Origin of the sequence: Geomicrobium sediminis (genome assembly GCF_016908595.1) — a bacterium.
Classification (GTDB): Bacteria; Bacillota; Bacilli; order Bacillales; family Marinococcaceae; genus Geomicrobium_A; species Geomicrobium_A sediminis.
On the sequence record NZ_JAFBEC010000005.1, the window covers coordinates 192787 to 214260 of the forward strand.

At 42.2% G+C, this 21474-nt stretch carries 21 protein-coding genes and 1 riboswitch; of the genes, 5 read left to right on the top strand and 16 right to left on the bottom strand.

Annotation, left to right across the window (positions count from 1 at the left end):
* The first annotated feature begins 458 nt into the window (after positions 1 to 458).
* A complete protein-coding gene (abc-f, locus tag JOD17_RS10025; protein ID WP_204697457.1) occupies positions 459 to 2075 on the top strand; it encodes a ribosomal protection-like ABC-F family protein in 1617 nt (538 codons plus the stop codon).
* Positions 2076 to 2116: 41 nt separating this feature from the next.
* Here abc-f and JOD17_RS10030 read toward each other — a convergent pair whose 3' ends face one another.
* The 6 genes from JOD17_RS10030 to JOD17_RS10055 all read right to left on the bottom strand — a co-directional run bounded on the left by JOD17_RS10030 (position 2117) and on the right by JOD17_RS10055 (position 6938).
* Positions 2117 to 2863: an SDR family NAD(P)-dependent oxidoreductase gene (locus JOD17_RS10030; protein ID WP_204697458.1), complete on the bottom strand. Its 747-nt coding sequence runs from the start codon at positions 2861 to 2863 to the stop codon at positions 2117 to 2119.
* 19 nt (positions 2864 to 2882) lie between these two features.
* Positions 2883 to 3815, bottom strand: coding sequence for a phosphotransferase enzyme family protein (locus tag JOD17_RS10035; protein WP_204697460.1), 933 nt, complete (start codon positions 3813 to 3815; stop codon positions 2883 to 2885).
* A 16-nt stretch (positions 3816 to 3831) separates the two neighbouring features.
* Positions 3832 to 4548, bottom strand: a complete 717-nt coding sequence (locus JOD17_RS10040) for an N-6 DNA methylase (protein WP_204697462.1) — start codon at positions 4546 to 4548, stop codon at positions 3832 to 3834.
* A gap of 110 nt (positions 4549 to 4658) precedes the next feature.
* Positions 4659 to 5690 (bottom strand): hypothetical protein, encoded by a 1032-nt coding sequence (locus tag JOD17_RS10045; protein ID WP_204697463.1) that lies wholly within the window; start codon positions 5688 to 5690, stop codon positions 4659 to 4661.
* The gene (locus JOD17_RS10050; protein WP_204697464.1) at positions 5680 to 6558 is read right to left on the bottom strand and encodes an ABC transporter ATP-binding protein; all 879 of its coding nucleotides are present in this window, start codon (positions 6556 to 6558) and stop codon (positions 5680 to 5682) included. Before JOD17_RS10050 ends, JOD17_RS10045 begins: the two co-directional genes overlap by 11 nt.
* The gene (locus JOD17_RS10055) at positions 6555 to 6938 is read right to left on the bottom strand and encodes a GntR family transcriptional regulator (protein WP_204697465.1); all 384 of its coding nucleotides are present in this window, start codon (positions 6936 to 6938) and stop codon (positions 6555 to 6557) included. The genes JOD17_RS10050 and JOD17_RS10055 overlap by 4 nt, the downstream gene beginning before the upstream one ends.
* Before the next feature lie 279 nt (positions 6939 to 7217).
* Here JOD17_RS10055 and JOD17_RS10060 point away from each other — a divergent pair, with 279 nt between their 5' ends.
* Positions 7218 to 8099 carry a glycine betaine ABC transporter substrate-binding protein gene (locus JOD17_RS10060; RefSeq protein ID WP_204697466.1) on the top strand — a complete coding sequence of 294 codons (882 nt, stop codon included), beginning with the start codon at positions 7218 to 7220 and terminating at the stop codon, positions 8097 to 8099.
* 35 nt (positions 8100 to 8134) lie between these two features.
* On the opposite strand, the gene JOD17_RS10065 is transcribed toward JOD17_RS10060, so the two are convergent.
* The 8 genes from JOD17_RS10065 to JOD17_RS10100 all read right to left on the bottom strand — a co-directional run bounded on the left by JOD17_RS10065 (position 8135) and on the right by JOD17_RS10100 (position 15057).
* The gene (locus JOD17_RS10065; RefSeq protein ID WP_239575413.1) at positions 8135 to 9706 is read right to left on the bottom strand and encodes an acyl-CoA synthetase; all 1572 of its coding nucleotides are present in this window, start codon (positions 9704 to 9706) and stop codon (positions 8135 to 8137) included.
* 136 nt (positions 9707 to 9842) lie between these two features.
* On the bottom strand, positions 9843 to 10250 hold the full coding sequence (locus JOD17_RS10070; protein WP_204697467.1) for an NUDIX domain-containing protein: 408 nt from the start codon (positions 10248 to 10250) through the stop codon (positions 9843 to 9845).
* 76 nt (positions 10251 to 10326) lie between these two features.
* Positions 10327 to 10812 carry a 6,7-dimethyl-8-ribityllumazine synthase gene (ribH, locus tag JOD17_RS10075; RefSeq protein ID WP_204697468.1) on the bottom strand — a complete coding sequence of 162 codons (486 nt, stop codon included), beginning with the start codon at positions 10810 to 10812 and terminating at the stop codon, positions 10327 to 10329.
* Positions 10813 to 10829: 17 nt separating this feature from the next.
* Complete coding sequence (gene ribB / locus JOD17_RS10080) at positions 10830 to 12020, bottom strand: 3,4-dihydroxy-2-butanone-4-phosphate synthase (RefSeq protein WP_204697469.1); 1191 nt, start codon at positions 12018 to 12020, stop codon at positions 10830 to 10832.
* Complete coding sequence (locus JOD17_RS10085) at positions 12017 to 12613, bottom strand: riboflavin synthase (RefSeq protein WP_204697470.1); 597 nt, start codon at positions 12611 to 12613, stop codon at positions 12017 to 12019. The genes ribB and JOD17_RS10085 overlap by 4 nt, the downstream gene beginning before the upstream one ends.
* Positions 12594 to 13667, bottom strand: a complete 1074-nt coding sequence (gene ribD / locus JOD17_RS10090) for a bifunctional diaminohydroxyphosphoribosylaminopyrimidine deaminase/5-amino-6-(5-phosphoribosylamino)uracil reductase RibD (RefSeq protein WP_204697472.1) — start codon at positions 13665 to 13667, stop codon at positions 12594 to 12596. Before ribD ends, JOD17_RS10085 begins: the two co-directional genes overlap by 20 nt.
* 162 nt (positions 13668 to 13829) lie before the next feature.
* A riboswitch (FMN riboswitch) is annotated at positions 13830 to 13977 on the bottom strand.
* A 122-nt stretch (positions 13978 to 14099) separates the two neighbouring features.
* Positions 14100 to 14405 (bottom strand): MTH1187 family thiamine-binding protein, encoded by a 306-nt coding sequence (locus JOD17_RS10095; RefSeq protein ID WP_204697473.1) that lies wholly within the window; start codon positions 14403 to 14405, stop codon positions 14100 to 14102.
* Positions 14406 to 14484: 79 nt separating this feature from the next.
* Positions 14485 to 15057, bottom strand: coding sequence for a hypothetical protein (locus tag JOD17_RS10100; RefSeq protein WP_204697474.1), 573 nt, complete (start codon positions 15055 to 15057; stop codon positions 14485 to 14487).
* A 233-nt stretch (positions 15058 to 15290) separates the two neighbouring features.
* On the opposite strand from JOD17_RS10100, the gene JOD17_RS10105 reads away from it, so the two are divergent.
* The 3 genes from JOD17_RS10105 to JOD17_RS10115 all read left to right on the top strand — a co-directional run bounded on the left by JOD17_RS10105 (position 15291) and on the right by JOD17_RS10115 (position 18347).
* Positions 15291 to 16649 (top strand): sigma-54 interaction domain-containing protein, encoded by a 1359-nt coding sequence (locus tag JOD17_RS10105; RefSeq protein WP_204697475.1) that lies wholly within the window; start codon positions 15291 to 15293, stop codon positions 16647 to 16649.
* Positions 16650 to 16791: 142 nt separating this feature from the next.
* Positions 16792 to 17922 (top strand): acyl-CoA dehydrogenase family protein, encoded by a 1131-nt coding sequence (locus tag JOD17_RS10110; RefSeq protein WP_204697476.1) that lies wholly within the window; start codon positions 16792 to 16794, stop codon positions 17920 to 17922.
* A gap of 215 nt (positions 17923 to 18137) precedes the next feature.
* The gene (locus tag JOD17_RS10115) at positions 18138 to 18347 is read left to right on the top strand and encodes a hypothetical protein (RefSeq protein ID WP_204697477.1); all 210 of its coding nucleotides are present in this window, start codon (positions 18138 to 18140) and stop codon (positions 18345 to 18347) included.
* A gap of 391 nt (positions 18348 to 18738) precedes the next feature.
* Here JOD17_RS10115 and JOD17_RS10120 read toward each other — a convergent pair whose 3' ends face one another.
* Positions 18739 to 20310 carry a long-chain-fatty-acid--CoA ligase gene (locus tag JOD17_RS10120; protein WP_204697478.1) on the bottom strand — a complete coding sequence of 524 codons (1572 nt, stop codon included), beginning with the start codon at positions 20308 to 20310 and terminating at the stop codon, positions 18739 to 18741.
* Positions 20311 to 21474 (bottom strand): acyl-CoA dehydrogenase family protein, encoded by a 1164-nt coding sequence (locus JOD17_RS10125; protein WP_204697479.1) that lies wholly within the window; start codon positions 21472 to 21474, stop codon positions 20311 to 20313.

Below are 21474 nucleotides of genomic sequence, written 5' to 3' on the forward strand. Positions count from 1 at the left end.
ACGCTTGCACACGTTCTCCGAGTTCTTTACCGGTCTCTACTCCTCGAACACGCGCCCAAAATAATTTATCAGCTCTGTTCACTTTTCACAACGGTTTTAGCGACATTTGACACGTTGCTCTTTACGCCACACTTTAATGACCTTGCCCGAAATAGATTCTTTACTTTTCTGAATACATTCGCTACATTAGAAGTAATTAAACGTTCGGGAGGTGAGTAGGCATGAGTCTTTTTAGTGGAAGTCTGGCACAAATAGGTGCGTTTTTGTCGCGGTGTCGGACGATATTTTCGGCAATCGTTTTGAAATTGGATCAGTCTGTCCTTTTTTACAAAACGATACCGGAAATTCACTGAGAAGAGACGTGTCTATTCATCACATCATGATGATTTGAAGGCGACGGAGCGATTCTCCGTCGTCTTTTTTATGTTCACGTCTCCTCTACTTTAGGAGGAACGAACATGATTGTATGTCACGGAAAAAATGTAGAGCAAATATACGGAGGAACTACAATCTTCACAGGGTTATCTTTTCAAATTCAATCAGGTGAAATTATTGGTCTTGTTGGCCGAAATGGTGAAGGTAAATCTACGCTTGCAAGGTTGATTGCTGGTCTTGAAAACCCTACTACAGGAACGATTGGCTGGAAAAAAGAATCAACGAAAGGAATGCTCGCCCAAACCCCTGCACGTGAGGACATCACTATCTATGATTTACTTCAACGTGGCTTTAGCGAAATAAATCAATTGCAACAGCAATTACGACACTATGAATCCCAACTTTCTAACCCGAACACCTCGGATCTAGAAGCAACTCTCAACACGTACGGCTCGTTACTGGATCAATTTGAAAAAGCAGGAGGTTATGAGACTGAGGCGAATATTCGACGCGTTGCTGCAGGGTTAGGTATTGCAGACCTGTTAGAAAAAACTTGGTCGACCTTAAGCGGGGGTGAGCGAACCAAGGTCGAACTCGCTGAACTCCTTTTACAAAAGCCTGATCTATTAATTCTTGATGAACCGACCAATCATCTCGACATTTATGCGTTGGATTGGTTATCTAAATGGATTAAAGATTACACAGGGAGTGTGTTCATCATCTCCCACGATCGGGCGTTTCTTGATGATACAGTGACGAAGATATGGGAACTTGAACACGGTGAGCTATTCATTTATCACACGAACTATACGGACTATGTGATGGAACGAGAAGCTAGAATTCTACGTCAATTTCAACATTATGAAGATCAACAAAAAAAGATTAAGAAAATGACAGAAACGATTAAACGTTTAAAAGAATGGGCGAATCGTGCAAAGCCACCTAATGCAAGTATGCATCGTCAGGCAAAAAGCATGGAGAAAGCTTTGCAGCGCATCAAACGCTTGCAGCGCCCCGTTGAAACAAAGCAAGTTGCTTTAGCTTTTGACACCGAACAACGTAGTGGAAACGATGTGTTTACGTGCGAAAACATCGTCAAACACTTTGATAAGACTCCCATTTTTAATGGTGTGTCTCTTCATATACGACACGGGGAACGAGTGGCAATAGTCGGTCCAAACGGTGCTGGTAAATCAACGCTTTTAAAGACGTTGTTACGACAACATGACGTTGATTCCGGTGAAGTGACAGTTGGTCATAACATTTCGATCGGCTACTTATCCCAACACTTAGAGTTTGGTACGAGTACAGATACCGTACTTTCAGCATTTCGAAGTGCAGCGACGGTTACCGAGGCAGAAGCACGGCACACTCTCGCGAAGTTTCTATTTTATGGGTACGATGTGTTTACGTCAGTTTCTGATTTAAGTGGTGGTGAATCTATGCGCCTTAGGCTTGCCCAGCTGATGCAACAGCATCATAATGTATTGGTTTTCGATGAGCCGACAAATCACCTTGATATTGACTCGAAGGAAATGCTCGAAGAAGCGCTTGAAAGTTTCCAAGGTACCCTAATTGCTGTCTCGCACGACCGGTATTTTCTTAACAAGTCTTTATCAACGACTCTTTGGCTTGAAGACGGCCAATTAACTCGTTATGAGGGACCCTTTAACTATGCGCGTATGAAACGCTCTGAATAAAAGAACCGGCCATGAAAAGATTCCTTTTCATGGTCGGTGGCTTAAATGTAATGACCACCAGATACGAGTAACACTTGTCCAGTAATCCATCTTGCTTGTTTTGATGCAAAAAAGACGGCTGCTTCAGCGATATCTTTCGGCTCGCCTAGTCGGCGCATCGGAATATCTGGCATCACCATTCTTTCAAGTTGGTCATCAATGTATCCTGTCTGGGTCGGTCCTGGGGAAATACAATTGACGGTGATTCCATGTGGACCTGCCTCGATTGCAACACTTCTAGTGTAAGCTTCTAATGCTGCTTTACTTGCTCCATAAGAAATTTGCCTCGCAAACTTTTGGGATGCATCAGTTGAAATGTTAACGATGCTTCCTTCCTTTTTTCCTTGTTCTTTATGCAGAAGCACAAAGCGATTCATAAGTTGCACAGGCACACGAGCATTCATTTCAAAATGTTCATCAATCGTTTCGCCTGTTGTATCAAAGATTGTATCCAATACACAAGCAGCAGCATTATTGATGAGCGCATCTACGGTTCCGAATGCTTTAATGGACTTCTCCATTAACTGATCGATGTCTTGTTCTTGACGTAAATCCGCATAAATAGCAACTGCTTCTCCGCCACTTTCTTGAATTGTGCGTACGAGTTGTGTCGCTTTCTCTTCCTTATCATAATAGTGGATGATAATTTTACTTCCCATCTCTGCAAACTGTTCAGTCATTGCACTTCCAATTCCTGAATTACCTCCAGTAATGAGAATGGCTTTTCCCTTCAGATTCGGATTTATCATAAACAAATCACATTCCTTGTCATGAATCGGTCGTTCCACCTGTTACGATTCTGTTCTTCATATCATTTAGGATCTGAGCAACTTCTAATTTTTTCGCATCGGTAAGTGTGTGCTGGAAATACATATACGAATACACGAGTCGATATTTTAAAAAGAAAGGTAACAATGCCCGGCTTTCTTCTATTAACAACGTTTCCCGCTCATAACCACGCAGAAACGTTTCTGTAAAACGCAATTTGTAGGAATGTTCCTCTTCAAATTGGCGAAAACGATTGTTTTCAAGGGCTGTATGCACTGCGATCGCGATGTCATATACATACCAACTGTTTCGAAGATCACCAAAATCAAGAACATAAAGATCATCGTTTTGAAGAAGCAGATTCTCATGATGTAAATCATGGTGAACGACGCCGAATGTATCTTTCGTCTTAGGCAACGCTTGGAGCTGATCTTGATACGAGATCCAAATGCTTTGCACGTCTTGGTCAGCCGTCAGAATAAAATTACGATGACAATGATCATAATCCCACGGTGCATACGACGAGTGCCAATCAGCATGTTGCTTTGAAATCGCGTGCATCTTTCCGAGTGTCCTTCCCCACCGTTCAATTAGAACAGAATCGTTAAGGAACGACTTTGACGCAGTCGCCTTAATTCGCTCTGTAACGGTCACATAAAAACACGGTTCAATGCCGGTTATTCGTTCGATCGCCTTATCATTCTTAGACAGAACTGAACGGGGAACGTGAACTCCATTTCGGTCCATCAATTGCATCCAATCTACTTCTTGTTGCAATTGTTCTAGCGAATGTCTTGAAGCATCAAGGAACTTAATGACAACGTCATCTTCTTCACTAACGAATACGTTGTCTTCGTAGCCTCCTAGGCAGTCAAACTGAGCTGATTTAAGACCATAAGCCTCTTGAACTTCACGATAAATGTCTGCGTTCATCGCTCACCCCTATTCTTTACTTCGGCTTCAACATGGTTACTTTCCGTTTTCCGTGTTTCATCGTTTTCACTTTTTCAAAACGATCATGAGTGATCGTTTCTTTTTTCTCACTTACAATGGCAATGATTGAATCTTCCTTATTCATGATCAGCTCTAAGTGACCGAGTAGATCTTGTACTGGAGCGCTTGACATTGTCTGCCAACCTACTGTGTTCCCATAAGGGATATCGGTAATGACAATATCTGCCTTCTCGTTTACAGGTGGTGGCCCACTCGTAATATCCCAAGTAAAACTCGAGATAGTCGGTGAAGTCATTTGTGCAGACATGCTTCGTAATCGTTCCACACTTTCTAGAGCTTCCTTATGAGATTCCTTCGCGTACGCATCGAACAGAGAGGATAACTGATTCTCCCTCTTTATTAACCCGTCGTCGGTAAGTAAAGACAAGTTTGTTGTTGCAACCTCAATCACGTCTCGATCAAAATCTGAACCATAAATTGATTTGATCGCTTTACCGTGTATAAACCCCATTGCCGTCAATAAATGTGCTCCGCCACAACAAGGATCATAGAGGGTTAGACTCTCCTTTTTCTCTAGTGATGCGATACAATGTTGCATAATTTCACTCGCCATCCGAATGGGGAAAGCTGTCGTCTTCTTAGCGTTCAATAAAACCCTTCCACTTGCAAGATCACGATAATCTTTATTCTCAGTTTCATATTTATAATTCATACGATCCTCTTTCATCATCGAATTCGTCGTCTCTTGCTACTATTGTATACGCTTCGCTTTCATCATTAAACATAAAAGGTGCACTCGTTCACCAAGTGCACCCCAAACCTTTACCTATTTGTCTTTAACGTAACATTCATTTGTAGCAATCGCCTCGTAATCAAAAAGGCAATGCCTCCAACAACTAGTGCCCCAAACCAATAGATTAAAATCGCCCCGGCTGAATGCCAGATAAAGAATGTGAAGATTGTTCCTCCAAGCATTCCGAAACAAGCGACGATTCCAATTAAAAAGATCGGTTCAAGAGATTGGAAAAGCAGAAATTCACCGTTTTTCTCACTTTTTCCTTTTTCATATAAGAACGTACCTACTACTAAGCTTAATACGAACACCGCTAAGGAAACAGCGATATAAACAATTGATATGTGGTCAATAGCGTGATAGACGTTAAATAAGTGAAATGGAATTGTGAACGCTAATATAAAATCATCCATTCCAATCCAAAAGCGACCCATATTCCCCATATGAACCGTAATAGCAATTCCGATTAGCATCGTAAAGCCATACGGGAAAATAAGAAAGATTATACTCAACACGATTTGTGAAATCATCTCTCCTGAAATTGTCCCCATAAATAACGTGAACATATAAATGGCAAGTAAACTCATCCACGGGACGATCATCATTTCAAGCACATTCAAGTGAGAAAGTGTTTGGCTAAACTCAGAGAACTGAATGATGATAAGTGTCAATCCAATATTTAACCAGAACAAAAGTGTAATCATCCCTACACCTAGCGTTGCTTTCGTAAGAAAAATCTCTTTGCGAGAAAATGGAAGCGACAAATTAAAATCATGTCGTCTCGTATTCCGCTCTAATCCAATGAGCATACCCGCTATAATTAAAATTGCTGCAATCACAAAAAGAGAAAATGCACTTGGGCCGAATAAATCTCCAATAAAGTAACCATATTGACTGTTGATCATTTGTTGATTATTCAACGGATCTTCTGCAATTGAACGAAGCCATTCTAATTCAAGTAATGCTCGAAGTGGATATTGCAAGAATAAGAGAATAGCAAGAATCCCTAAAACCATCGACGTTGAACGTATGTCTATTTTAAGTAATCCTTTATTCAGCAATTTGTTCACCTCCTAATTTCGCCACGAAGATATCTTCTAGTGATAGTGGTAACGCTTCGTATAAAAGTGGTTCCGTTGCTTCAATCTTTGCTTTTCCTTCTTCTTGTTCGCCTTCGAACAAGAGACTGTAGACTCGACCTGTCTGATTCAAGATGTGTACATCCGCTTTTAGCGCTTCCGGCATCGACTCCTGATAAACGACTTGCCATTTTTGATAGTCTTCTTGTAATGAATGCAATTGGAATGTCTCTTTCATTGTGCCATCTTTCATAACGAGAATTTGATCTGCAAGCGTTTCAAGTTCATCCAGTCGATGAGTGGCGATAATAATCGTCATCTCTTCTTTGGAGACTTCATCAACTAAAAATCGCATCAATTCTTTTTTGACGATGACATCTAATCCATCTGTCGGTTCATCAAGCAGGACGTATTCTGGTTTAGAAGCAAATGCTAGAATGAGTGAAAAAAGTGCTTTTCGTCCTTTAGAGTAGTTTTTGATCTTCTTTACTTTCGGCATTTTAAAGCGCTCCAATAGTTCTTGGAAGTAAGCTTCATCGAATTGATCGTAGACGTCGCGGTACAATGACGTAATTTGTTGAATGGAGTAGTTCTTCAGAGCCTCAACACTATCTGATACGTACATCACTTTGTTTTTTGCTTTTGGTTCACGGAAGATGTCTTGGTCGTTAATCATGACAGTCCCTTCGTCAGGATCAACAATCGTAACAAGTGCTTTTAATAGTGTGGTTTTCCCGGCACCATTACGTCCAACGATTCCCGTAATCGATCCTTTACCGACGGAAAACGATACGTTGTTTAGTGCAGTTTTATTCCCGAATTTCTTTGAAAGTCCACGTACTTCGATCATGATTTCCCTCCAAACTGGTTGTAATAACAAGCTACCCAATCTTGCATCACTTCTTTTTCAATTCCAGCGTAATACCCTTCTAGTACGAGTTGTTTTACCTTTTCTTTTACTTCTTCTATGTCTTTAGAAACGATCTCTTTAACCACCTGCTCTGCGATGAACGTTCCCCGTCCTCGAACTGTGATAATAATCCCTTCTCTTTCTAATTCTTGATAAGCTTTGCTGATCGTGTTCGGGTTCACGACAATCTGTGAAGATAACTCCCTCACCGATGGAACCTTCTCATTTGACTCCAAGATCCCCCGTGCCACTTGCTCCTTAAATGCCGTTACAATTTGACGATAAATCGGCTCTTTGCTTGATGGATCAATATTAATCATAGCTTCGCTCCTTAAGTGAACTATGTGTACTACATTAACTAATACACTCAGAGTAAAATAAACCTTCTACTCCGTCAAGTGATCATTTGAAAAGATCATTTATACTTCAGACAGCGTATTCTGTTTAAAAAAGGCGTCTGCAAGTTGTGGATACTGAATCCGTGGAATGAGCATGATTTTTCATGCTAAAAGCTGTACAGAGCACTTTGACGTAGTTTAATATTCTCTTTAATATGTAATAGTCATTTAAAATAAATTACATACAAGGGGTACATCACTATGAATACAAAGAAGTTCACAATGCTAGGTGTGACTTCGTCGCTAGCGTTTACACTCGCTGCTTGCGGAGATGAAGACACATCCAACCAAACAATTCAAGAACAATTAGATTATGAAATTATCGGTATTGATGCGGGAACCGGCGTTATGGCATCTACTGATGTTGCTATTGAAACGTACGATTTAGACTTCAATGTGCTTTCTAGCTCAGACGCGGCGATGACGTCTGAACTTGGATCCCGTTATGCAGAAGAGGAACCAATTGTCGTGACGGCTTGGACTCCCCACTGGAAATTCATTGAATATGATTTGAAGTTTCTCGATGACCCAGAGCTTGCTTTTGGTGAATCTGAAGATATTCATACGGTTGTTCATCCAAGTGTTGAAGAAGAACATCCGAGTGCATTTGAAGTGTTGGATCGCTTTTATTGGACAGAAGAGGATATGGGGTATGTCCAAGGATTACTCTATGAAGGCACTGACGATGATGAAGCTGCCATCGATTGGATTGCTGACAACCGTGACGTTGTTGATGAGTGGATTGAAGATGTAGAGCCTGTAGATGGAGATGAGTTTCTACTCGCTTCTGGTGCTTGGGATTCAGAGCGATCTTCAACTGCCGTCGTTAAGCACGTTCTAGAAGAAATCGGTTATGAAGTCAGCGTCAATAATCTTGAAGTAACGATTATGTGGCAAGCAGTCGCACAAGGTGATGCCCATGCACATGTCGCAGCATGGCTTCCACATACCCACGCTGCTCAATATGAATCGTTCCAAGATGATGTTCTTGATCTTGGACCTAACCTAGAAGGTGCTCGAATCGGACTAGCTGTTCCATCATACATGGACATTGATTCCATTGAAGATTTACGAGAAGACTAAGAAAAACAGTGGGGTTCATGAACCCCACTGTTTTTTTATGATTGACTGTATTCTTCACGCAGTGAACGTTTTAAGATCTTTCCACTTGGGTTTTTCGGTAAAGAAGGGACGATTTTAATCTGCTTTGGTATTTTAAATTTCGATAATCGCTCTTCACAGAACTTCAATACGGTCTCTTCTTGTAGTTCACTTCCAGCCTTCGTGACGACGAGTGCAGTCACCGCCTCAATCCAGTATGGGTCAGGCGTACCAATCACTGCAACCTCTGACACGCCGTCCAATTCATATAATGTCTCTTCTACTTCTCGACTCGAGACATTCACGCCTCCGGTATTGATCATGTCTTTCTTACGGTCAACGATCGTTACGTACCCTTCTTCATCCATAACCCCTAAATCTCCGCTATGGAACCATCCGCCTCTAAACGTTTCTGCCGTTTTCTTCGGATCATCCAAGTACCCTTTCATCGCATGTGGCGTTCGGTGTACGATTTCGCCCATTTGCCCTCGTGGCACTTCTTGATTATGATCATCAACAATGCGCGTCTCAACATTTAACGATGCCACGCCAGCTGAGCCAAGTTTTCGAAGCTGATCTTCAGGTTGCAATGCCGTCGCTAGTGGTGCGATTTCCGTCTGACCGTAGAAATTCCAAAAACGAGCATTTGGTAGACGAGTAGATAACTCTTTTAATACTTCCCGCGGCATAATCGCAGCTCCGTAATAGCACTTTTCTAAATTCGATAAATCGCGTTCATCGAAAGAGGGATGACGTAACAACGCTATCCACACGGTAGGTGGACAAAATAACTGGGTAGCCCCGTCCTTTTCAATCGCATCAAACATCGCTTCTGGCTTTGGAGCACTTAATATGATATTCGTGCAACCAAGATAGACACTCGGGCCTAAGAAAACATGAAGTTGGGCGCAATGATACAGTGGCAATGCATGAATCATTACATCGCGCGTTTCCATCTTGCCATCAATAATAGTGCTTACATATTCGCTAATTAAACTTTTATGGGTGAGCATAACACCTTTCGGTCGAGACTCTGTTCCACTTGTATAAAGCACTTGTGCCAAATCATCGTCATCAAGTTCAACTTCACTATCCGTGTCTGGTTGTGACGTTCTTTGGTCACGAAGCGTTCCCCAACCTTCTCGCTGTGAGTCTGTGTCGATCAGGTAGCGGTTAGCCATGGTCATCTCCATTGATGATTCTTCTAATAATGGCGCATACTCCGTTGATCCGACCAACGTTTCTATTTTTGCATGATTCAAGATGTAGCGAATGTCGGATGCTGTTAACATATAATTGATCGGTACCATAATCGCCCCGATGTTTGCCAAGGCAAATTGAACAACGACAAAGTCTAGACTGTTTTTCGAAAGGAGTGCTACACGATCTCCCTTTTTCATCCCTCTAGACGTAAACGTATGCGCGGTTTGATTGACTAACTTTGCTAATTGCTCGTACGTTAACCGTTCATCTTCGTACACAATAGCTAGTTTGTTAGGCATACGTGCACTCGTTCTTTTGAGTAAATCACCTAGCGTTTGTCTTCTCACTCGCTTTACCATTTGGTCCATAGACGTTGTTGTGTTCATTCATTCACCCCTTTAATTATCTTAATTATTAGTATAGTTCAGATAGAAGAAACCCCCAATGTATTTTTTTGTCTCCTTTTGTCGTATTCCGAATACAAAAAAGCGTCACTTGATCAACAAGTGCGCTAACTTCACTCTACTTCTGGTATGTATACGTTACTTGGTGGTCGAACAATGGCTCTATGCCATTTGTAAGATAAGGCATCCGTTCGCTCGCAACCTCAGTTGGAACCCATTCAATTTTCGTAATTTCTTCCGGGTAAAGACGTTCAATTGTCCCCCCGACAACCTCCACCTGAAAGGTAAAAAACACGCAATGATGACCACTTTCATGAAACTTCGTTTCATGCACTGCTGCTAGTCCTTTTCGTTCGACGTGAAGAGCCGTTTCTTCATACACTTCTCGAATGAGAGCTTGTTCTAACGTCTCCCCCTCTTCTACCGCACCTCCGGGTAAACTCCAGCGACTGTTTTCGTTTTCTACGACGAGGACTTCATCGTTTTGATTTCGTATTAGAGCATAAACAACATCTAGTCGTTTCACATCTTCACTCCTTTCTATGCTGTTCATCATAACATGAAAACACGCCTACCTTTTTGAAAAAAGATAGGCGTATACGCTAGATTAATGCTGTTGTGTGCTGCTTTACATCAAGGTTCATCATCTCAAGTACTGCCCGTGCTGCAGCACTTCCTTGATTATCGTGTTTTATTCCCGTTCGTGCGATCGCTTCTTCATTCGTATTGGTCGTGATGACGCCAAATACCACTGGACAGTTACTATTCTCCCGTGTATTAAGCTGAGTAATCCCACTTGAAACGATGTTACACACATAATCAAAGTGTGGTGTCTCTCCGCGGATAACGGCACCGATCGTAATTACCCCGTCATAGTGCCCGCTTTCTACCGCTTGCTTTGCAGCATAAACGATTTCGACTGCACCAGGAACGACAATCGTATCGATGTGATCATCTTGAACGTCATGTTGTCCAAGGGTCGCGAGTGCACCTTCGTGCAGCTGATTCGTTATAAACTCGTTAAACCTTGCTTTAATAATCGCCACCTTCTTATTTGTCCCAACTACTGAACTTTGAATCGTTGTCATTTCAGTCTCTCCTTTACTTAGGGAATTAAATGCCCAAGCTTTTCTTGTTTTGTCATCACATAGCGTTCATTTGCCGGGTAAATCGTCGGTTTCGTATGAATGACTTGGTGGACGTAAATGCCTTGTGACTTTATACTTTCCACTTTCTCTGGATTGTTCGTAATAAGTGAGATCGCATCGACCCCAAGCTGATGTAAGATATTCCCTGCTATGGAGAAATCGCGTTCATCAGCTTTGAACCCAAGCTTTTCATTGGCTTCCACCGTATCTAAGCCGCTCCGTTGCAACTCATACGCTTTAATTTTCTCGAATAATCCAATGCCCCTGCCTTCTTGACGTAAGTAGAGCAGAATTGCCGTTTCCTCACGCTGCATCGCGTCGAGCGTTTGATGAAGTTGCTCTCCGCAGTCGCAATGTTTGGAATGAAACAAATCACCCGTGAGGCACTCAGAATGAATGCGTGTCGTAATCGGCCCTGCATCCGACAACGACCCTTTCACTAACGCCATATGTTCTTTATGGTCGTCTGTTTTAAAAATGTAAATTTGAAACGTGCCATATTCGGTATCAAGTTCCGTTTCTGTCGTCTCAGCAATGGCTGCTGCTTGCCGTTGGCGGTATTCGATTAACCGTTCAATTGATATGATTGGAATTTCGTGTTTTTGAGAGAATTCCAAGAGCTCTGGAACTCTCGCCATCGTTCCGTCTTCATTCATAATTTCGCAAATCACACCCACTTCTTTTGCACCCGCAAGCCTGGCGAGATCAACCGTTGCTTCGGTGTGACCTGCTCGTTCTAGTACACCATTGTTCTTTGCAATGAGTGGGAAGATATGGCCTGGACGCTGCATATCAAACTCGGAAGTATAATCGTTTGCGAGTGCTTGAATTGTCGTTGCCCGTTCTTCAGCCGAGATTCCTGTCGTGCTTGATGCATGATCCACACTAATCGTAAAAGCTGTTTCGTGTGGGTCGGTTGATTCATCCGTCATGAGTGGCAAGTGCAAGCGCCTCGCAATCGCTTTTGTAATCGGGGCACAAATGAGTCCACGAGCATGTGTCGCCATAAAATTGACGGTCTCGGTCGTAATTCGATCACCAAGTGCGACTAAATCGCCTTCATTTTCACGGTCTTCACGATCACAGACGATGACCATTCCTCCAGCTCGTAACGTATCAATTGCTTCGTCAATTGTATGGAAAGTCATATAGCTCTCCCTTCGAGTAACTTCTCCACGTATTTTCCGAGTTGGTCGACCTCAAGATTGACCGGGTCTCCAACCATTACTGTTTGGAATTGCGTCACGTCTTTTGTATGGGGAATGATGGATACAGTCATCACGTTCTCTTTAATATCTGCAATTGTTAAACTTGTACCGTTGATTGCAACCGAACCTTTTTTTATCATGTACTTCGTCAATTGCTCAGGAACAGCGACTTCATAAAGGGTTGAACCTTCTAACTCCGTCATCTGTTGAATCGTTCCCGTGCCATCTACATGACCTGCAACAAAATGTCCACCGATGCGATCATTCATACGCATTGATCTTTCAAGATTCACAGTATTACCTTTTTTCAAATGGTTCAGTGTTGAATGAAGTAACGTTTCTTGCATAATGTCTGCTGTAAATGTCGTCTTCGTGTGCGTACGAACGGTCAAACAGACGCCAGAAACAGAGATGCTGTCACCAATTTGAACATCCTCTAACACGACGCTTGCCCTGATAATAACCGTTATCGAATCATGAAACGTCTCAAGTTCTTCAACCGTGCCGACCTCTTCAACAATGCCTGTAAACATCCTCTTCACCTACAATCGCTGTTATTTTTATATCTCCATCAATGTGTTCAATACACTCATACGTCACTTGAAGTGCATCCTTAAGCTGTAAAGCACCACTGCCTGCTATAAAACCATGAGCACCCACTCCACCAATTAGCTTCGGAGCTAGATAAGTAATCGTTCTTTGTACAACACGATCCGTAAAGAAAGCACCATGGATCGTTGCTCCACCTTCCACCAATAACGATGTAATGTTGCGATTCCCTAAGTCTTGTAAAACAGAATCGGGCGTTACTTTTGAAAGCGTAACGATTTGTTTCGTTGTTTCAAAAGCTGACGGTTGTTCCGTATAAATAATCGTTGGATAATCATCGGTTAATAACTTTGAGCTCCTTGGAATGCGTAAATTGCGATCCAAAACGACTCGAATTGGTTGCACGTAAGGATCTCTAGATGTAAGTGCTGGATTGTCTTGAATCACCGTTTCAACCCCAACGAGAATGGCATCATGATTCTTTCTTTCCACATGGCCATCACTTCTTGAAGCTGGGCTTGTAATCCACTGACTTTCCCCTTGTGAGGTTGCCGTCTTGCCATCCAACGAACCTGCCATCTTCAATGTGACGTAAGGCTTTTTCGTTTTCATCCAGTGAATATATACACGATTCATATGTCTTGCCTCTTCTTCAAGCACACCAACTTCAACGTGAATGCCTGAACGTTGAAGCACTTTCACACTCTTTCCTTGCATTTCAGGATTTGGATCAAGCATGGCGATGACGACTTGGGATACATTTGCTTGAATAATTGCTGTTGTACACGGTCCCGTTCGTCCCCGATGTTGACACGGTTCTAACGTGACATATAGCGTTGATCCTCTCGCTCGTTCACCAGCCATTTGAAGAGCATGGATCTCAGCGTGGGCTTCTCCCGCTCGTAAATGTGCACCGACACCAATAACTTCACCTTCGTTCACAATGACTGCACCGACCGTCGGATTTGGAGACGTTTGCCCACGTACCATTTTGGCTTGCTCTAAAGCAAATTTCATATACTCATTCTGGTTAGACATGTTCTCCCTTTCCTCTACACCTCTAAATTGGCATCAAAAAAACTTCCTGAAGAGAACTTCAGGAAGTTTAAGAAATCTTTAAAGTGAGCACCTACGTATACACGTGTGCCATTCGTACGGTATAACAAATAAGCTAAGCATACTCGCTCAGTTGTACCGTTTTCCTCACTTCTCCCATCCAGACTTTAACTGTCGGCTCTGGAGTTTCACCAGATCCACCGAATCGAAAACATTCGACCCGGGTCACGGACTGAAAGGCTATCGCCTTATCACCGCCGGTAGGGAATTTCACCCTGCCCCGAAGTTGTAGATCTATAAAATTGTATACAAACACTATACGACTCGCATTCAGAAAAATCAATAGACATTTTCAAACTAATTTCTATCGTTGCTCATTTATTCGATACGTCACCTTTACTATTCTGTCTAAATCTACGCTTTCTGAGATTTTACAGATTGCTTTTTACCTTCGATGCTATGCTCTTTTCCGTCTCTGCGATCATCGATCCGGACGTTCATCGAAATCCGTTCCCACTCTCGATTGACAGCTGTCCTATGAAGCTCTTGCAAAACAACCCATAAATCGTTCATCTCACCTTCAATGATCGTACTCATTGATGTTTTTTCATACTTAATACCATCGTAACGATCTAACACTTCATGAAAATGAGCGATTTCTTGTGAAAAACTCGCTGTTCCTTCTCCGATTGGAGTTAATGTCACATCTGCAAATGCCATGAGTTGACCCTCCGTTTCATAGAATAAACTTGATTGTAGTTGGCTTTACCCTTCTGGCTTTTCTCTAAAACTGAGAAAGTTAATCTTGTGTCCACTCTTCAACGCTCATTATTCCTGTCCATTCATCTTCAGTAGAAAAAACGACCTTTTGATCTTCATAGATGAACTCTCCGCGCCACTCTCCAATCGTTGAGAACGACAACTCCTGTGAATCTTCATGACCGACTGGACTAACTTGCGCGGTTAATTCATGCCACTCAAGACCTGGTACCATTCCCGTGATAAAAGACGCTTCTTGATCAATCTCTACAAAACTTGGCAACTCCTCATCCTCTGCGAGAGCTAGGTCAACGTCACTTTCCTTTAGCTCATAAGCAAACGAAAAATGTCGCTTAATGTGAAACGGATGATCATTATCATCAGGGTCATATTGGGTTTCCAATTCTACAGAAGTTGTACCGCCAGCTCTTAATCGGTATGGTGGATTAGATAGAGAGACAGATTCCGCTTTTTCTTCATCGAGGGATTCTCGAATGTACATCAGCATATGTTCCACTTGTTCAAGGTCTAATTCCAATAACTCTTCTTGTTCTTCTTCTGTGGCTTCCTCTGTAGCCATTGTGATCGCGTATTCTTCACCCAATTGTTGCACTTGTTGCTCCGCCTGATTGCACCCACTAAGTGCCACCACGCTTATTGGAACAATGACCCAAGTCGGATATCGAATCGTTAATCCCTCCACAAAAAGTCTTATTATTAGAATGTTCCCTCAATCAGATTTACTAAACCATCACCCACGGTTCCCTGATGTTTTTAAATATTTCTGAACATACCAATTCCTTTCGTGATAAACTAATACCATTATGAAAACGTAGAGGTGACTGTATGCACCACCTTACCATGCTTAATGAAGTAGATTTCATAAGAAGCATCGACCAATCGTATGTAGGCATTCTACTTTCTGATCTAGAAGGACGTATTTTTTATGCAAATGAACGGGTTTCAGAAATTTCTGGTGCCCCCCTTGAAGAGATTGTTGGTAAAACACCAAAGGAAATGGAAGAAGCAGGAATCATTATTAAACAATCGATGGAAGTACTCCAAAAAAATCCGCTCACAATCTTTCAAAAACTACATAACGATGCGAAAGTGTTCATTACGAGTAAGCCGGTTTACGGAAGTAACGGTGAGATTCAATGTTTCATTGCAAACTATTATGATCTCTCTTCTTTAAATCACTTGTATACCGAACACATGCGAAATATGGAAATGAAATATACCGAACTAAAGCAACTACGCTCACAGTTTTTACATACGGATGATTGGATTGGTGAATCACAAAGTACAAAGCACCTACAAGATCTCGTTACAAAAGTCGCGAACACAGATGCTGTCATTACAATTATTGGTGAATCTGGTGTCGGTAAAGAGATTATTGCTAAAAACATTCACAAGCAAAGTAACCGCCACCACGCGGCTTACATTCAAATTAACTGCGGAGCAATTCCTGAGAATTTAATTGAATCTGAACTCTTTGGGTATGAAAAAGGTGCATTTACAGGCGCCCAATCGTCACGTGAAGGACTACTTGAAGCCGCAAATGGTGGAACATTATTGCTAGATGAAATCGGAGAAATGCCATTACATTTGCAAGTTAAATTACTACGTGTCTTACAAACCAATGAAGTCACCCGCGTCGGTGGAACGAAGCCGAGAAAGTTAGACGTACGGTTCATAGCCGCAACGAACAAAAATTTAGATGACCTTGTACAAGCAGGCCAGTTTCGCGTAGATCTTTATTATCGCTTACAAGTAATTCCGATTTCGATTCCGCCGCTACGGGAACGAAAAAAAGATATACGTCCACTCGTCGACTACTTTTTAGCGAAATATAATCGTAAATATCATAAAAAGAGTGTTGTGACTGAAGACGTTATTGAAGCCTTTTATCATTACAGTTGGCCGGGTAATATACGGCAACTGGAAAACCTTCTTGAACATTTAGTCATCTTAACTGAACGTCCTGAAATTGACGTTGATTCGCTACCGAGTGAGATTCGTCAAAACCCTGAACCCTCTACGTTAGACGGCCCGATTCATTCATTAAAGCATGTCAAAGAACAGGCAGAAAAAGAGCATATTCAAAAAGTGCTTCATCACAGCACTTCAATTCGTGAAGCCGCCAAAGTTCTTCGAGTTGATCACTCGACATTAGTTAGAAAGATTCAGCGGTACGAGTTGTAACAAAACCCGGTGCATTATCACACCGGGTTTTGGTGCTTTTTTTCACCACTTCATCGATTTATGCTGATTCATTCACATCATGAGGTGGCATGCTTTTTGCATTTTATAATCTCAAACTTACAACAAAGGAGTTCGCTAACTGATGTTACTTGAAGAACAAAAAATGATGAAAGACGTTGCGAAAAAAATCGCTCGTGACGTCGTTGCAAAACACGCTGAAGAAGTCGACCGACTTGGTGAAATACCGTGGGAAAACATCCGAGTCCTCGCTGAAAATGGGCTATTTGGTGTTCATGTGCCTGAAGAATACGGTGGAGCAGGTAGCGACATGTTAAGCCACGTTGCCGTTATCGAAGAAATTGCTAGTGCTTGTGCGTCAACGAGCGTTGCACTGTCTACACAAGCATTAACGATGGCTCCATTCTTACTTGCAGGAACCGAAGAGCAAAAACAGAAATACATTCCACGTCTTGCAAAGGGAGAAGTTCTCGGATCATTTGGAATTACAGAACCTTCTTCTGGCTCAGATGTTTCAAGTTTAACGACAACAGCAACGAAAGATGGCGATGATTATCTTTTAAATGGGCAGAAAGTGTTTATTACGAATGCCGGTGAATCAGAAATCTATGTGTTCGTAACGAGAACATCCGAGGACCGTACAAATGGCATCACACTGTTCATTGCCGAAAAAGGAATGGAGGGACTCACGTTTGGAAATAAAGAAGATAAGATGGGCATTCGCGGCTCTGTGACTCGTGAAGTGTTTCTAGACAATGTTCGTGTTCCGAAGGAGAATATGCTTGGAGACGAAGGTAAAGGCTTCAAAATACTCATGAATGTCTTTAATGAAACCCGCCCTGTCGTTGGTGCACAAGCGGTTGGAATCGCGCAAGGCGCGTATGATTATGCGATTGATTACGTTAAAAATCGCAAACAGTTCGGGAAAACGTTGGACAACTTCCAAATGATCCAAGCGATGGCGGCAGATATGCGTATGAAGATTGAAGCGGCGAGGCTTCTCGTCTATCAAGCAGCTACAAAGCTCGATCAAGGTGAACAAGACGTTGCTCTACACTCTTCCATGGCCAAATGCTTTGCCTCTGATATGGCCATGAGTGTCACGACAGATGCGGTTCAACTCCTTGGTGGCTACGGGTTCATTAAAGAATATCCAGTAGAACGAATGATGCGTGACGCTAAAATCACTCAGATTTACGAAGGAACAAATCAAATCCAGCGTGTCATTATCGGAAACTATATTTTTAAATCGTAACAACCATTAAGTCCCCTGCAAAAACATGTATTTACTTGCAGGGGCTTTTAATTTCCCATATGAGAGAGCATATTAACCACCAGGATCTTCACTACATGGCTTCATAAGAAGTTCCTATCCTTAACAATTATGAAATATCGCAACTCTCATTCTTATGGTATGCTGATTACTAACTTCAGAAACGATACTTAATGTAGGAGTAAGGAGCGATACTTATGACGAATAAACGGGGTGGCGCATTTCAAACCCCAGCAGGAGTGTCAGCACTAACAGCAGGGTTTGTGTTTCTAGTGCTAGGGTTTCCTTTCTTTTATTTAGTTGACCTCCCGTCACCGTACCATACAATTATAACCGTCATAATTACTACACTTGGTGTTTTCATTGGAGTATTTGTATCTAACAAAGTATACCCCCGTAATAAATAAAAAAGCCCATAACTGGGCTTTCAGAGTGTCGAAAAAAGTGCTGTTCTTGTATAAATGAAGTGAAGAGTTAATGAACTTATAGATTTCAAAGTATTGAAGTTATACATTTTACTTTTGCTTTTGTAAACTCAACATGCCGTATAAAAGCGGCTGTCGTGGCGAAGACGCCTGCGGGAGTAGCGTTAGCCGAAGATCATCGTGCGAAGCACGATAGCTGAGGCAACGCCCGCGGCAAGCGTAGCCACAGAAGCCGCTTACTCATTTACGAGTACTCATTTGGTACATTTAAGACTCTCAACAGCCTGAAAGCCCATAACTGGGCTTTTTTATTTATTACAATCAACCAACGTACTTTATCATTGGTGACTCCATATTTTCGCGCTAAAGCTTTTTAATTACCATTCGCTTTAAGGCGTTCACGGTGTTCTTCAGCTAACTTGCGTCGTAATACTTTACCAACGTTTGTTTTCGGCAATTCTTTACGAAACTCAATCATTTTGGGGACTTTGTAGGCGGCAAGGCGTTCTTTACACCATGCTCTTAACTCGTCTACTGTGAGTGCTGTTCCTTTTTTCAAGACGACAGATGCTGCTAACGTTTCACCGCGGTAACGGTCAGGTACACCGTACACACTAACTTCGAGAATGGACTCATGCGTATACAGAACATCTTCGACTTCATTTGGATAAATGTTATAACCACTACCAATGACCATTTCTTTCTTTCGTCCGACAATGTAGTAATAACCATCTTCATCGACGGTTGCAATATCACCGGTTGCGAGCCATCCATCTTGCAATTGCATCGCGGTTGACTCTACGTCTCGAAAGTAGCCCTTCATCACTTGAGGACCTTTGATAAGTAGTTCCCCTGCTTCATTTATTCCAAGGTCCACGCCATGATCGACATGAATAATGCGACACTCAGTATCTGGTAGTGGAATACCGATGCTACCGATTTTTCTTAGACCGATAAAAGGATTACGATGTGTCGTTGGAGACGACTCTGATAATCCATAGCCTTCTGAAATAACACCACCATCACTTAATCTCTCCATTTGACGAATGATTTCTACAGGCATAGGCGCACTGCCACTCGTCATCACTTTGAAACTCTTTAAATTGACGGGATGCTCTTTTGCATAGTCTAAAATACTAATATAGATCGTCGGAACGGCTGGAAAGTACGTCGGCTCATACGTTTCAATTAAACGTAAGCCTTGTTCCACATTCCATTTTCTCATTGTTACAATTGTAGCACCCGCGTACAAACCTTGATTCATCACGCTCGACATACCGAGTACGTGATAAAACGGCGATACACCTAAAAACACTTCTTCGCCCCGTTCGTACGTGCCATGTGCAAAGGCAAACGTCTGAACAACATTGGCCATTAAGTTGCGATGCGTTAACATCGCCCCCTTCGGAATGCCCGTCGTCCCACCAGTAAATTGAATGACAGCAACATCTTCACTTGCATTAACTGCCACTTCTGGTAGGCTGACACGTTCAAGATCTTCATTTGTACCTGTGCTTAGTTCTTCGTCAACGAATAAACACTGTAGCTTCAACGGTTCAACCTTCTCTTTATGAATCGACTCCCCAATCCATAAACAAGGCTCAGCAATCGAATACATATGACTTAACTCTTCGCGCTGATAACCTGGGTTCACTTGTACGACAATGGCACCGAGTCGAAGAACTGCATAATAAGAAAGGACATATTCGACGCAGTTTGGGAGCATGAGCATGACACGATCACCTTGGGTCACTCCTTTAGATGCAAGGAGTGACGACAAGTGTAGTGTCTGTTTGTAGAGCGTATCATACGTGAACTCTCTGCCATCATCAATGACCGCAATGCGATCCCCATACGTTACGGCACTCTCTTCTAAAAACTGAAACAAAGAACCTTCTGGTATTTGATCGATGACGCTTTTCTGTTTCGTTACGGATGGATTCATTTAGTTCGTAACCTTTGCTTGTTGTTTAAGTAACTGCTTTGCAATGATTACTCGTTGAATTTCATTCGTCCCTTCATAAATCTTCGTAATTCTTGCGTCACGATAGTAACGTTCAGCAGGATACTCTGCCATATAACCCATACCACCATGGATTTGAACTGCTTTATCAGCAACACGGTTGTACACATCTGTTGCGAATAGTTTCGCCATTGAACACTCTTGAATCGCTTTTTCTCCTTGGTCGAGTAACCAAGCACCACGATAGGTTAAAGAACGAGCAGCTTCTGTTTCCGTTTTCATATCAGCGAGCATAAATTGCACCGCTTGTTGGTCAGCAATCGGCTTTCCGAACTGCTTACGCTCGAGCGCATACTCTGTAGATAACTCAATAAGTTTGTCACATGACCCAACGGAACGAGCACCAAGACCAACTCGACCTTCACCGAGAATTGTCAAAGCACTAACATACCCCATGCCTACTTCACCAATTACATTTTCAACTGGAACTTCACAGTTTTCAAAGACAACTTGTGCTGTTTTTGAACCTCTAAGTCCCATTTTCTTATCCGGCTTACCGATTGTAATTCCCGGGAAGTCTCGTTCAACAACAAACGCTGTAATGCCTCCTTTGGCGCCTTTTTCACGATCAGTCAATGCAAAGACAGTGAAAACATCCGCAAACGGGGCATTCGTAATGAAATGCTTTGTCCCATTTAAAATCCAGTGATCGCCTCTTTTTTCAGCTGTCGTTGAAAGGTTCGTCGCATCAGAACCAGCCCCTGGCTCACTCAAAGCAAAACAAGCGATTTTATTGCCTGATGCTAGGTCTGGTAAGTACTTTTCCTTGAGGTGTTCGTTTGCAAGGCGCACGATTCCCATACTTCCGATTCCAGTATGTGCTCCAATTAATGATACATAAGCGTTATGTGTTCTGCCTAGCTGCTCTAAGACCGTACATTTCCCGACAGTGTTTAAGCCGATTCCACCGTACTCTTCAGGAATGCTTAAACCGAATAATCCGAGCTCTTTAGCCTTTTCAAGAAGATGAGCGGGGATTTCTTCACTTTCTTCGATTTCATTCGCGTAAGGATCAACCTCTTTATCTACGAAATTACGAATCATCGTTTTCATTTGTAAGTTTTCTTCTGTTAATTTAAAGTCCAT